The organism is Kingella denitrificans ATCC 33394, assembly GCF_000190695.1.
GTDB lineage: Bacteria > Pseudomonadota > Gammaproteobacteria > Burkholderiales > Neisseriaceae > Kingella_A > Kingella_A denitrificans.
Window position 1 is genome coordinate 1,540,308 of record NZ_GL870929.1, and the last position, 12,173, is coordinate 1,552,480.

13 protein-coding genes are annotated in these 12,173 nt (G+C 56.9%); 7 read left to right on the top strand and 6 right to left on the bottom strand.

Going from position 1 to position 12,173, the window contains the following annotated elements:
• Positions 1-32: 32 nt before the first annotated feature.
• From HMPREF9098_RS07790 to HMPREF9098_RS07820, 6 genes are all read left to right on the top strand, one after another.
• On the top strand, positions 33-749 hold the full coding sequence (locus HMPREF9098_RS07790) for a hypothetical protein (RefSeq protein ID WP_003783621.1): 717 nt from the start codon (positions 33-35) through the stop codon (positions 747-749).
• A gap of 231 nt (positions 750-980) precedes the next feature.
• Entirely contained in the window at positions 981-1,850 is an 870-nt protein-coding gene (gene rsmI / locus HMPREF9098_RS07795) for a 16S rRNA (cytidine(1402)-2'-O)-methyltransferase (protein ID WP_040564364.1), read from the top strand.
• 34 nt (positions 1,851-1,884) lie between these two features.
• Positions 1,885-2,427 (top strand): hypothetical protein, encoded by a 543-nt coding sequence (locus HMPREF9098_RS11750; RefSeq protein ID WP_003783625.1) that lies wholly within the window; start codon positions 1,885-1,887, stop codon positions 2,425-2,427.
• Between the two features lie 319 nt (positions 2,428-2,746).
• The gene (gene waaF / locus HMPREF9098_RS07805) at positions 2,747-3,751 is read left to right on the top strand and encodes a lipopolysaccharide heptosyltransferase II (protein WP_003783628.1); all 1,005 of its coding nucleotides are present in this window, start codon (positions 2,747-2,749) and stop codon (positions 3,749-3,751) included.
• Positions 3,752-3,936: 185 nt separating this feature from the next.
• Positions 3,937-4,623: a bacteriohemerythrin gene (locus HMPREF9098_RS11210; protein ID WP_003783630.1), complete on the top strand. Its 687-nt coding sequence runs from the start codon at positions 3,937-3,939 to the stop codon at positions 4,621-4,623.
• 27 nt (positions 4,624-4,650) lie between these two features.
• Positions 4,651-5,052: a bacteriohemerythrin gene (locus HMPREF9098_RS07820; RefSeq protein ID WP_003783632.1), complete on the top strand. Its 402-nt coding sequence runs from the start codon at positions 4,651-4,653 to the stop codon at positions 5,050-5,052.
• A gap of 106 nt (positions 5,053-5,158) precedes the next feature.
• Here HMPREF9098_RS07820 and ribA read toward each other — a convergent pair whose 3' ends face one another.
• The 5 genes from ribA to HMPREF9098_RS07845 form a co-directional block, all read right to left on the bottom strand.
• Positions 5,159-5,758, bottom strand: coding sequence for a GTP cyclohydrolase II (ribA, locus tag HMPREF9098_RS07825; RefSeq protein ID WP_040564365.1), 600 nt, complete (start codon positions 5,756-5,758; stop codon positions 5,159-5,161).
• Positions 5,759-5,833: 75 nt separating this feature from the next.
• Complete coding sequence (locus tag HMPREF9098_RS07830; protein WP_003783636.1) at positions 5,834-6,460, bottom strand: hypothetical protein; 627 nt, start codon at positions 6,458-6,460, stop codon at positions 5,834-5,836.
• Between the two features lie 128 nt (positions 6,461-6,588).
• Positions 6,589-8,868, bottom strand: a complete 2,280-nt coding sequence (gene metE, locus HMPREF9098_RS07835) for a 5-methyltetrahydropteroyltriglutamate--homocysteine S-methyltransferase (protein ID WP_003783640.1) — start codon at positions 8,866-8,868, stop codon at positions 6,589-6,591.
• Between the two features lie 172 nt (positions 8,869-9,040).
• Positions 9,041-9,568: a pantetheine-phosphate adenylyltransferase gene (gene coaD, locus HMPREF9098_RS07840; RefSeq protein WP_003783641.1), complete on the bottom strand. Its 528-nt coding sequence runs from the start codon at positions 9,566-9,568 to the stop codon at positions 9,041-9,043.
• Between the two features lie 99 nt (positions 9,569-9,667).
• A complete protein-coding gene (locus tag HMPREF9098_RS07845) occupies positions 9,668-10,612 on the bottom strand; it encodes a D-2-hydroxyacid dehydrogenase (protein WP_003783643.1) in 945 nt (314 codons plus the stop codon).
• A gap of 115 nt (positions 10,613-10,727) precedes the next feature.
• On the opposite strand from HMPREF9098_RS07845, the gene HMPREF9098_RS07850 reads away from it, so the two are divergent.
• On the top strand, positions 10,728-11,054 hold the full coding sequence (locus HMPREF9098_RS07850) for an FKBP-type peptidyl-prolyl cis-trans isomerase (protein ID WP_040564366.1): 327 nt from the start codon (positions 10,728-10,730) through the stop codon (positions 11,052-11,054).
• Positions 11,055-11,173: 119 nt separating this feature from the next.
• On the opposite strand, the gene HMPREF9098_RS07855 is transcribed toward HMPREF9098_RS07850, so the two are convergent.
• The gene (locus tag HMPREF9098_RS07855; RefSeq protein WP_040564367.1) at positions 11,174-11,764 is read right to left on the bottom strand and encodes a hypothetical protein; all 591 of its coding nucleotides are present in this window, start codon (positions 11,762-11,764) and stop codon (positions 11,174-11,176) included.
• Positions 11,765-12,173: the final 409 nt, after the last annotated feature.

A 12,173-nucleotide genomic window follows, 5' to 3' on the forward strand; every position in this document is an offset into this window, starting at 1 on the left:
TTAATTCGCTATATCGCCAAATTTCAGACAATATGTCCTTACTACGCTTCGAAACCCTGCCTCATGCCGGCCTGCCCGAATGGCAGTACCACCAACGCCGCGCCTCCATCGACCGTTTCCACAAGCTCGGCGGCGTGCTCGACTTTCAACAGTTCGCTTATGCCGCCGCTGCCGCCAACGAAGCTGAACGCCGCGAATACCATCTGGATGCCGCCCGCCGCACCCTGCACGCCGTGATTGACGAACACAACGAACAGGCTGCCGAACGCGCGACCCGATACCAAGTGCCCGCACCCACCCCGATTGCCCGACATTTCAGCTTGCAGGTCGATATGGGGCGCAAAATCAACACGATGGAATTCTACGGCAACCAGCTCGATTTACTGCACAACCGCCTCATCGTGCGAGGGCAGGACAGCCAATTTGGTCGCCTCCTTTTCCATGACAGCGAAACCGATGCCGAACGTGCCTTCGCTCGAAACCCGCCCGACAACGCCTTCTGCCACGCTTTCCTCAATCCGCCTTATCCCGCTCATTTCGGCCGCACTGTCCGTGAAACCGGAGAATATTTCCTCAATTTTTGCCAAGAGCTGTTTGGCAGCCTGCACGATATCGAAGCTTACACATGGGATACCGAGTGTTCCGACTATTTCGCAGACGGCCGCGAATGGTGGGGTACTTATTTTTGGACCGTGTATAGCCCGCAAAGCGGCCTCTACACCGGCATCACAGGTTCTGCCACTGATTGATTGGAAATAAGGCCGCAGATGTTTAGGCAGCCTTTCCGAAATTCACAAGGGCTGCCCTAGAAAAACGCCGGCCGCCGAAAACCAACCATGCCTGCCCAAGCCCGACGCTTGCTCCAAGCCGAACCGGCGCAGTGGCATTGCCATTTTAGTCTGCTATATAATCATACCGATAAACCCTTCCGAACCATCATGCGGGTGCCCCAAAAGCAGCCTGCACCCCGAAAGGCCGCCATGCAGAAACATTTTCAAAAAGCACTCGACAGCGTTCAGCCGCAAACCCTGTATATCGTGGCCACGCCCATCGGCAATCTGGCCGACATCACCCTGCGCGCCCTTGCCGTGCTGCAAACGGTCGATTTGGTGTGCGCCGAAGACACGCGCGTGTCGGCACAGCTTTTGTCGGCATACGGCATCAGTGCCAAGCTGCTGTCCGTGCGCGAACACAACGAACAGCAGATGGCAGACAAAATCATTGCCGCGCTGGAAGGCGGGCAGAGCGTGGCGCAGATTTCCGATGCGGGCACGCCCGCCGTGTGCGACCCGGGCGCGAAACTGGCGGCGCGCGTGCGTGAGGCAGGATTCCGCGTGGTGCCCGTGGTGGGGGCCAGCGCCGTGATGGGCGCTTTGTGCGTGGCCGGCGTGAGCGAACCGAATTTCTATTTCCACGGTTTTCTGCCGCCCAAATCGGGCGAGCGTATCAAATGCTTTGAACGCTGGCTGGCGGTGGATTATCCCATCATCGCCTTTGAAACGCCGCACCGCATCGCCGCCGCCTTGGACGACATGATGCGCGTGTTCCCAGAGCGCCACATCCTGCTGGCGCGCGAAATCACCAAAACCTTCGAAACCTTCATCAGCGGCAGCGTGCAGGAAGTGCAGGCTGCTTTGGCGGCCGACAGCAACCAGTCGCGCGGCGAAATGGTGCTGGTGGTGTATCCCGCCGTTGCCGAAAAATCCGACACATTGCCCGAAGAAGCGCAAAACATCATGAAAATCCTGGCCGCCGAACTGCCGACCAAGCAGGCTGCGGATTTGGCCGCCAAAATCACGGGCGAAAACAAAAAAGCGCTGTACCAGCTGGCGGTCGGCTGGAAAAAATAACCGCAAAATCCCGACCATCTACAAGGAGAACCCCATGAAAGCCCTGCTGCTTACCACCTTTCTGCTTGCCGCCGCCGCGCACGGCAAACCGTATCAGCCGCATTATGATTTCGCCAAATATTCCAGCGGCGAAGTGTATAAAGGCCATCATCACGCGCCGATTGTGCCGCGCCGGTGGAATGTTGTCCGCAGTCGCATTAAAAATGCGCGCTACGATAAAATCGGCTTCGGCAGCTATTACATTCCAGCCATTTGGGGCTGCGGCATCAGCTGCCAATCGGGCGTGATGATTGACGCGCGCACGGGCAAAACCTACGATTTCCCGCTTGGCACCGATTATCCGTTGCACGGCTGCTACCGGCGGGACGGTCAAGAAGAGGCGGATATTTTCTATTACCGCCCGAACAGCCGCCTGTTCGTTTCCGCCAACTGCCATTACAGCGAAATCGAAGGGAGGGACGACCAAATCGTCCAGTACAAAACGACCAATGTGTATGAATGGCTGGAAGCGCGGAAACGGTTTGTACTGCGTCGCCGCAGCGTGGAAAAAACCATAGTGCCCAGTGAGGTTCGGTAAATGTAAAAGCAGCCTGCACGGTGTTTTGAAGGTGCAGGCTGCTTTTTTGACGGCAGGCAGATGGCGTATAATGGCGGCATCTGCCCGCGCCGAACCGAAACGGCGGATGACGGTCGGCCGTGTTGCAGCCGTCTGCCAACGATATAGTGGATTAAAATAAAAATGAGACAAGGCGGCGAGCCGCCAGGCGTACAGGTAGTACGTCAAGGCGAGCCAACGCCGTATCATTGCGATTTTAATTCACTATAAAACAGGAAATGCAAAAAGCAGCCTGCACTCTATTTGACGGGGTGCAGGCTGCTTTTCAAAAGGAACGCCTATGACCAAGCGCATATTGATTATTTCGCCTTCATGGATTGGCGATTGCGTGATGACGCAGCCGCTGTACCGCCGCCTGCACGAAAAACATCCCGGCTGCCGCATCGACGTGTTCGCGCCCAAATGGTCGATGGCGGTGTTCGAGCGGATGCCCGAAATCAGCAACATTATTGAAAACCCGTTCGGGCACGGCGCGCTGGCCTTCGCGCAGCGTTGGAAAACGGGCAGAAGCCTGCAAGGCTACGACCAAGTCATCGTGTTACCCAATTCGCTGAAATCCGTCATTGTGGCAGCCGCCACCGGCGCGAAGCAGCGCACGGGTTATGTGGGCGAATTCCGTTACGGCTGGCTGAACGACGCGCGCAAGCTGGACAAGCAGGCGCTGTATTTAATGGTGGACCGATACACCGCGTTGGCCGATGAAAAAGGCGAAACGTTCGGTGGCTCAACCTTCCCGCAATTAAGCGTCCGCCCCGAACGGCAGGCCGCCGCGCTGCACAAATACGGCCTGACGCGCGAACCGAACATCATGGCCTTGTGTGCCGGCGCGGAGTTCGGCACGGCCAAACGCTGGCTGCCCGAACATTACGCGGCAACGGCGCGGTATTATCTGGCACAGGGTTGGCAGGTGTGGCTGTTCGGCTCGCCCAAAGATTTCGAAGTGTCCGAATCCATCAACCAAATGGCGGGCGGCGGCTGCGTGAACCTGTGTGGCAAAACCGATTTGGGCGAGGCCATTGATTTGCTGGCGTGTGCCGACGGCGTGGTGGCGAACGACAGCGGCTTGATGCACATTGCCGCCGCGGTGGGCTGCCGCGTGGTGGCGGTGTACGGCTCGACCGACCCGAAGCACGCGCCGCCTTTGAGCGACACCGCCGAAATCGCCACGCTGAACCTGCCGTGCAGCCCCTGCGCCCAGCGCGAATGCCCGTTGGGACACCACGACTGTATGCGCAAACTGCAGCCCGAAAAAGTGATTGAACTGCACCGCCGGTTGGCATCGTGAAGCCGAAAAGCAGCCTGCACCCGTATCCGCCCGAATGCCCGCCCAGTTTGGGCACGGATACGATTTGAGTTAGGTTAATAATTGTCTAAATTGCGCAACAAAGGGCGAAAAGCCGCTTGGTCGGATATCGGGATAACCGCTATAATCATCTTGTTAAATCAATTCATTGCGCAAGAGAACAGAATATGAAACTCATCGAGTGGACGTCCGATTTGGACACGGGTTTTCACGACATCGACAAACAGCATCAAGAGCTTGTGTTCCACATCAACAAATTCTACCAAGCCAACGAAGCCGGCGATAAAGAACGCATGAGCATTGTGCTGTTCGATTTGATTGCCAGCGCGCATTCGCATTTCGAATACGAAGAAAAACTGATGGAAGACGCGCATTATCCGCTGGTGGAGCCGCACCGCCGCGTCCACCAGAATTTTGTCAATAAACTGATGGATTTGCACGCCAAGCTGCACAGCGGCGAAGATGTGAGCGACGAATTGCTGACCAGTTTGGACGGCTGGCTGTTCCGCCACATCAAAATCAACGACAAAGGCTATATCAACAGCGTAAATGAAGCGGGCGTGTATCACGACAGCCCCGATTATGCGGCGCAACTGGCGGCGCAGAGCCAGGAATACGGCGAAGTGGGACACGAAGAGGCGGCCGCGCCCACGCCGCAGCCAGAACCTGCCCCCGAACCTGTTGCGCCAACGCTGGTGTTTTCGCTTCAGGACGATGCGCCCAAGCAGCCTGCACCGCAGCCGGTGGAAGTGAAAGAAGAGCCAAAAGCCCCCGAGCCGCCGCCAGCGCCCAAACCCGAAGTGAAAAAAGAAGAACCGCGAATCCGCAGTTGGGCGGGCAATTACACCGATTAACCACCCCGAAAAAAAGGAACGACAATCATGGCTTATGTTTTTTGGACGCACGATTTGGAAACGGGCTTCAAAGATATTGACGATCAGCACAAACATTTGGTGGAGTGCTTGGAGCAGCTGTATGTGGCGAACGAAACCAACGACCGCGAAAAAATCGGCAAGGTGTTGGAAGAGCTGATTTTTTATACGGCCGACCATTTCGCATACGAAGAGCGGATGTTGGAAGAGGCGAACTACCGATTGGTGGACGCGCACAAAAAAGTGCATTTGAATTTTGTGAACAAAGTGTTGGAATACCAACAACGCTTCGACAACGGCGAAGACGTGACCAACGATATGCTGAACCTGCTGGAAGGCTGGCTGTTCCGCCACATCCGCATTAACGACATGGGCTTTGTGGCCGATGTGAAGAAGGCGGGGATTCGTTAAATTTTCCGCATTGCCAGAAACCTGAAAAAGCAGCCTGCACCTCGAAAACGGGGGTGCAGGCTGCTTTTTGCGTTAGGAAAGCAGCAGGAATACGCGTGCCTGCGCCTTAATCCCGTATCAAATGGTTGAGTTTTTCAGCTTTGGTATGCAGATAGCCTTGATTTTCGGGGTTTATGCCCACCACCAACGGCACGCGTTCGGCAATGCGGATGCCGCAGTCGCGCAGGGTTTGCAGTTTTTCGGGGTTGTTGGTCAGCAGTTTCACGGCCTGCACGTTCAGGTAATCGTAAATATGCTTGGCGATGCTGAAATCGCGCGCATCCACGGGCAGCCCCAAAGCCAGATTGGCTTCCACCGTGTCCATGCCTTGGTCTTGCAGGGCATAGGCGCGGATTTTGTTGATGAGCCCGATGCCGCGGCCTTCCTGCCGCAAATACACCAGCACGCCGCGCCCTTCGGCTTGAATCGCCGCCAAAGCAGCCTGCAACTGCGGGCCGCAATCGCATTTTTGCGAAAACAGCGCGTCGCCCGTCAGGCATTCGGAATGGATGCGCGACAAAACGGGCTCGCCGTCCGCCACGTCGCCCATCACCAGTGCAACGTGTTCTTGCCCTGTACGTTGGTCGATGAAGCCGTGCATTTGGAAAACGCCGTGCTCGGTGGGCAGGCGGCAGGAGGTAATGTGTTCGATGGGTGATGTGTTCATGATGTAATAATATGAAATATAAGTATATTGTGTTGATAAAATAGGGTGCGGCCGCGTCAAAAGCAGCCTGCACGTTTATTCGGCCGGTTCGGCTTCGGCATGCGGCAGCAGTTCGCGCAGCACGGGCAACACGCCCAATGCCAAGCCGACCCACGCGGCCACTTCTTCGTCGGATAATTTCTGTGCGTGTTCTAAATGCAAAACGCCATACACTGCGCCGTCTTCGCCGCACACGGGCAGGCTGGTTTGGCAGGCGGCGCGTTGGTTGTGGCTGCCGCGCAGTTCGCCAATTTCGAGCCAGCGGGCAATGTGGTCGGCAATGTTTGCCCAGCCCGATTGTGCAGTGCGGACGGCCAGATAATGCCAGGCGTTTTCTTCGCTGACGGGCAGCAGGTTTTCGGTGGCGGCGCCCATGTGGGCAAGGCGTACCAGTTGCGCGTCTTCGGGCAGCAGGGCGTATAAGGTGGCGCTTTGGACGGGGTGGCGCGAATAGGCCGCGTCCAATGCCATGAACAACCGCGCCAGTGCCGCCATGTTGCCCGCCAAATGTTCGGGCAGCTGCGGATGCTGCAACAGCTGCGGTTCGATGTGGGCGCGGGCATTGGCGATGACGGTTTGCGTCGCCAGCCGCGACAGGGCGATGTCTTGCGCGTTTAATGCGGTCAGTGCCTGCGTTTGCAGATAATCGCGGATGTGGTTCATGAAAAGCAGCCTGCAAAAGGAAAACGGGCATTGTACTCTGAAAACGGGCTTTCTTGAAACCGCGGGTATGAGAAAGCAGCCTGCACTTCCGTTGGCAGAAAGTGCAGGCTGCTTTTATTCAAGGGCGGTTATTTTTTCAGTTCCGCGCGCAGTTTTTCGGTAACGCGCATCATCACTTCCAACTGCTCCAAGGTTTCTTTCCAGCCGCGGGTTTTCAGGCCGCAGTCCGGGTTCACCCACAGGCGTTCCACCGGCACCACTTCCATGGCTTTGCGCAGCAGGTGTTCCACTTCCGCATCGGTCGGAACGCGCGGGCTGTGGATGTCGTACACGCCGGGGCCGATGTCGTTCGGATATTTGAAATCGCCGAACGCGGTCAGCAATTCCATGTCGGAGCGCGAAGTTTCAATAGTAATCACGTCCGCATCCATGCTGGCGATGGCGTCCAGAATGTCGTTGAACTCGGAATAGCACATGTGCGTGTGGATTTGCGTGCTGTCTTCCGCGCCGGTGCTGGACAAGCGGAACGATTCGCAAGCCCAATCCAAGAACTCTTTCCATTGCGATTTTTTCAGCGGCATGGCTTCGCGGATGGCCGGTTCGTCAATCTGAATCACTTTGATGCCGGCTTTTTCCAAATCCAACACTTCGTCATTCAAGGCCAATGCGATTTGTTTCGCCACTTCGCTCAAAGGAATATCGTTGCGGACGAACGACCATTTGAACATGGTTACCGGGCCGGTCAGCATGCCTTTCATCGGGCGTTTGGTCAGGCTTTGCGCATAAGTGGACCAGTAAACCGTCATCGGGTTCGGACGGGAAACGTCGCCGAAGATGATGGGCGGTTTCACGCAGCGAGAACCGTAAGACTGCACCCAGCCGAACTGCGTGAAGCAGTAGCCTTGCAGTTGCTCGCCGAAGTATTCCACCATGTCGTTGCGCTCTGCTTCGCCGTGTACGGGCACGTCGATGTTCAGTTTTTCCTGCACTTCAACGCAGTAGGCGATTTCTTTTTTCATGGCCGCATCGTAATCGGCCGCGCTCAATTCGCCTTTTTTGAAAGCGGCGCGCGCATGGCGGATTTCCGTGGTTTGCGGGAACGAACCGATGGTGGTGGTCGGCAGGATGGGCAGGTTCATCCAAGCCTGTTGTGCTTTAATGCGCTCGGCAAACGGAGATTTGCGTTGGTCCGCGCCTTTGGGCAGGTTGGCCAGGCGGGCTTTCACCGCGTCGTTGTGAATCAGTTTGTTGGTGGCGCGGTCGGCAGCGGCGGCATCGGAGGCTTTCAGCTCGGCGGCCACGCTGTCTTTGCCGTGTTCCAAAGCGCGTTTCACCACGCCCAGTTCCACCAGTTTTTGCGCGGCAAACGCCATCCATGATTTGATTTCGCCGTTCAGTTTTTCTTCCACGGCCAAATCTTGCGGGCTGTGCAGCAGCGAGCAGCTTGGGGCAATCCACAGGTTGTTTTGGAATTTCGCTTTCACGGGTTCCAGCGTGTCGATGACTTGCGTCAGGTTCGCCTTCCACACGTTGCGGCCGTCAATCAGGCCGACAGACAGGACTTTGTTGGTGGGGAACTGTTCGGCGAATACGGCCAGTTGTTCCGGTGCGCGAACGCAGTCGATATGCACGCCGTGCACAGGCAGGCTGCCCAGCAGTTTCACGTGTTCGGCAACGCCGGCAAAGTAAGTGCCCAAGATAATGCGCACGCCGGTGTTGGCCAGTTCTTTATATACGGGCGCAAACGCATCCAACCAAACTTGCGCCACGTCGGTGGCCAAAATCGGCTCGTCAATTTGAATCCAGTCCACGCCTTCGGCCGCCAGTTCGCGCAGCAGTTGCGCATAGGCAGGCAGCAGTTTCGGCAGCAGGATTTTTTCGATGCGGCAGCCGAAGTCTTCTTTTTTCTTGCCCAAGTAGGTCAGGGTGATGGGGCCGACCAAAGTGGGTTTGATGTCGTGGCCTTGCGCTTTGGCTTCTTTGATTTGGGCAATCAGGTTTTTCGCGTTCACTTTGAACGAAGTGTCGGCAGACCATTCGGGCACGATGAAGTGGTAGTTGGTGTCGAACCATTTGGTCATTTCCATTGCCATTTGGGTGGCGTTGCCGCGTGCCAGTTGGAAGTATTGTTCCAGCGTGAGGTTGGCGGCGTCGAAACCGAAGCGGGAAGGAATGCCGCCCAGCGTGCACAGCAAATCCAAAACGTGGTCGTAGAACGAGAAATCGCCCACGGGCACCAAATCGGCACCGGCGGCTTTTTGGGTGGCCCAGTTCAGGCGGCGGATTTCGGCGGCGGTTTCTTGCAGTTCCGCTTCGCTTTTCGCGCCTTTCCAATAGGCTTCTACGGCGAATTTCAGTTCGCGTTTCGCGCCCACGCGCGGATAGCCTGATAAGTGAAATGTATTCATGATTGTTCTCCGGAAAAAACGGTTTGTGAATTGGGATTTTGCGTAATCATCGTTGTTTTTGCCGTGTTTGGCAAACGCTTAATTTACGTTATTTGCATGAAGCAAATTCATGTGAATGGGTGCAGGCTGCTTTTGGGACGGGCAAAAGCAGCCTGCACATTGAATGGTGTGTTTATGATGCGCCGCCGTCTGCGTGGTCGGCGATGATTTTGTCGTACACGGCGGGCGGGACGTAGCGCGGCAGGACGCGTTGCCAGCCGTCCGGGCCCACCAGTCCTTTGACGAAGGTGGACGAGATTTCGGCGATTTCGCGCGGCGGCATCAGGAAAACGGTGCGGATGTCGGGCTGCAAGTCGGCGTTGATGTGGCGGATGGCGCGTTCGTATTCGTAGTCGGTGGCGGTTCGGATGCCGCGGATGATGAATTCGGCGTTCACGCTGTGGGCGTAATTGACGAGGAATTGGTTGGTGAACGAGTCGACGCGCACGTTGGCGAACGGGGCGACGATGGCTTGCAGCATGGCCTGCCGTTCTTCGACTTGGTAGCTGGCTTTTTTGTCGGGGTTCACGCCGATGGCGACGATGAGTTCGTCAAACAGTTGGGCGGCTTCGGCAATCATCCAGAGGTGGCCGTTGGTGGGCGGGTCGAAGCTGCCGGCATAGACGGCGCGGCGGGGGGTGCATTGGAGTGTGTGTGTCATTGGTGCGGGGTTTGGTTCGGTGGTAGTTTTGGTGGTTGGAAAGCAGCCTGCACGTTGCCGGTGCGGCGTATTGCCGTGCAGTCTGCTTTTGCGGCGGATTTAAGCGGCAATCACGTTGATGGGCGCGCCGGATACGAAGGCGCGGATATTGTCTTCAATCATGCGCGTCATCGTGTTCAGGGCTTCTTCGCTGGCCCAGGCGGTGTGCGGCGTAACGATGAGGTTGGGCAGCCGTGCGAGCAGCGGGTTGCCTTCGCGCGGCGGTTCGGCGGTCAGCACGTCGAAGCCTGCACCGCCGAGCTGCCCGTATTTAAGTGCAGCCATCACGGCGTGTTCGTCCACCAGCCCGCCGCGCCCGACGTTAATCAGCACGGCGCGCGGCTTCATGCGTTGCAGTTCGGCTTCGCCAATCATGTTGCGCGTTTGTTCGTTCAGCGGGCAGTGCAGGGAGACGATGTCGGCCTGTGCTAGGGCTTCGTCAAACGCGGTATAGCCTTCGCGCACGGCGGCGGCGTGTTTGTGTTCGCCCCAAATCACGCGCACGCCGAATGCCTGCGCCATTTGCGCCAAGCGGCTGCCGATGTTGCCGCGCCCCCAGATGGCGAGCGTTTTGCCGCTCAAATCGCGGATGGGCGCGCCGTGATGACAGAACATGGGAGACTGCTGCCAAATGCCGGCGGCCACGTCGCGCATATAGGCGGGCAGCTGGCGGATGAGGGCGAGCATGAGCATGAAGGCGTGTTCGGCCACGCTGTCGTTGCCGTAGCCGCGCACGTTGCACACGGTGATGTTGTGTTTTGCGGCGGCGGCCATATCGACATTGTTATAGCCCGTGGCGGCGAGTGCTACCATTTTCAGTTTCGGCGTTTGCGCGAAAAAGGCGTCATCGAGCAGCACTTTGTTAGTGATGATGATGTCGGCTTCTTTGGCGCGTTCCACCGCTTCCTGCGGGTTGGAGAGCGGGTATTCGGCGTATTGGTGTGGGAAGTCGAATCGGAAGGGGCGGCCGGGCAGCGTGGCGCGGTCGAGAAAGACAATATTCATGATGTGGCGGGTTGAAGAGTCTGAAAGCGCGAATCGTAGCATAAATGAAACGGGTGCAGGCTGCTTTTTTGTGGTACGCTTAACCTTTATCAACCCTGTTTCAAAGGAAAGCAAAATGGGATTTGTGATTGAAGACGTGCAGGAAGGCACAGGCAAAACGGCGCAAAAAGGCAAAGACATCACCGTGCATTACACGGGTTATCTGACCGACGGCACCGTGTTCGATTCCAGCGTGAGCCGCGGCCAACCGCTGACGATTACCCTGGGTGTCGGCCAAGTCATCCGCGGTTGGGACGAAGGCTTTGACGGCATGAAGGAAGGCGGCAAACGCAAACTGACGATTCCGCCGGAAATGGGCTACGGCGCGCGTGCCGTGGGCGGCGTGATTCCGGCCAATTCCACGCTGGTGTTTGAAGTGGAACTGCTGCGCGTGCACGATTAAGCAACGCGGGGCACGCATATCGGTTGCCCATCCATTCAAAAGCAGCCTGCACTTGGTTTTCCGAAAGTGCAGGCTGCTTTTCCTTCTTCAACCGTTCAGTCGTTAAATAGATAAATGGACTACAAATCCGGCACAGTATTCAGAAACAGCCCGCATATTTCGGGCAGACTGTGTTTGCCGTCCAAAGCGGCGGCAGGCGGTTCGGGCAGTGGATATTCCTCCATCACGCTCATGCCCGGTATATTGTCGGTGTAGTGCGTTGTCGTGATTTCCAGCGTTTGGCGATCGCGGTCATATTCCAGCAGGCTGATCAGTTGCAGCGTATTGTGATCGCGGTCGTATTCCGGCATGGTTTTGCCGCTCAGCGCAGGCAGGTGGCAGGTCAGCGAAACAATGCGCGGCCGTCCGTTTTCAACACGCAGGGTGATGTCGGCAAAATTATTGTCTTCAGTGCCGCTGCGGACGGAGAACGAGCCGTATAGCGCGTTCAGCTTGGCCACAGTAACATTTCCGGGGAGAAAATCGCGGATGTGCAGCAGGGTTCTGCGCGGCTGTTTTTGGGCAACCGTCAGCGAATAGCCCTGCGAATGGCGTTTCAATACCGCTTGTGTGGGGATATTGTCGGGCTGAAAATCGACGGTTTCGACAGGCATGGCGTACGAATGCGCCGCAAGCAGCAGCGTGGCGGATAGGGCGATGAAAGGTTTCATATCCAATTTCCTGAATAGCGGAATGGTGTTGGGTACGGCGTATTGTACGCAAAAGAATAGGGTGCAGGCTGCTTTCTGTATCGGTATTTTGGGTCGCAGCAACCCATCCCCTCTTCTGCGGGAGAGGGTAAATCCGAACGGCGGCAGCAAATTCAAAGGCAGAGCATGGCGTATCGCCGCCATACCCACTCTTTGGGCTGCTGCCCGCCCGCAAGTTGGCAAGCAACCCGCAAAGCCCTCACCCCAGCCCTCTCCCACGGGAGAGGGAGCAGGTTGCTGCCGCGCCAAAAGTTCGCCGCATCAGCCGCATAGCATAACGCATCAAAAGCAGCCTGCACCCCACTCATGCGCCGAACCTGAAAAAGCAGCCTGCACATTGAAAAATCAAGTGCAGGCTGCTTTTTGATGT

Bases quoted from the DNA above. Each gene is read 5' to 3' on its own strand.
- HMPREF9098_RS07790 (WP_003783621.1), top strand. From the start codon at position 33: ATGTCCTTACTACGCTTCGAAACCCTGCCTCATGCCGGCCTGCCCGAA.
- rsmI (WP_040564364.1), top strand. From the start codon at position 981: ATGCAGAAACATTTTCAAAAAGCACTCGACAGCGTTCAGCCGCAAACC.
- HMPREF9098_RS11750 (WP_003783625.1), top strand. From the start codon at position 1,885: ATGAAAGCCCTGCTGCTTACCACCTTTCTGCTTGCCGCCGCCGCGCAC.
- waaF (WP_003783628.1), top strand. From the start codon at position 2,747: ATGACCAAGCGCATATTGATTATTTCGCCTTCATGGATTGGCGATTGC.
- HMPREF9098_RS11210 (WP_003783630.1), top strand. From the start codon at position 3,937: ATGAAACTCATCGAGTGGACGTCCGATTTGGACACGGGTTTTCACGAC.
- HMPREF9098_RS07820 (WP_003783632.1), top strand. From the start codon at position 4,651: ATGGCTTATGTTTTTTGGACGCACGATTTGGAAACGGGCTTCAAAGAT.
- ribA (WP_040564365.1), bottom strand. From the start codon at position 5,758: ATGAACACATCACCCATCGAACACATTACCTCCTGCCGCCTGCCCACC.
- HMPREF9098_RS07830 (WP_003783636.1), bottom strand. From the start codon at position 6,460: ATGAACCACATCCGCGATTATCTGCAAACGCAGGCACTGACCGCATTA.
- metE (WP_003783640.1), bottom strand. From the start codon at position 8,868: ATGAATACATTTCACTTATCAGGCTATCCGCGCGTGGGCGCGAAACGC.
- coaD (WP_003783641.1), bottom strand. From the start codon at position 9,568: ATGACACACACACTCCAATGCACCCCCCGCCGCGCCGTCTATGCCGGC.
- HMPREF9098_RS07845 (WP_003783643.1), bottom strand. From the start codon at position 10,612: ATGAATATTGTCTTTCTCGACCGCGCCACGCTGCCCGGCCGCCCCTTC.
- HMPREF9098_RS07850 (WP_040564366.1), top strand. From the start codon at position 10,728: ATGGGATTTGTGATTGAAGACGTGCAGGAAGGCACAGGCAAAACGGCG.
- HMPREF9098_RS07855 (WP_040564367.1), bottom strand. From the start codon at position 11,764: ATGAAACCTTTCATCGCCCTATCCGCCACGCTGCTGCTTGCGGCGCAT.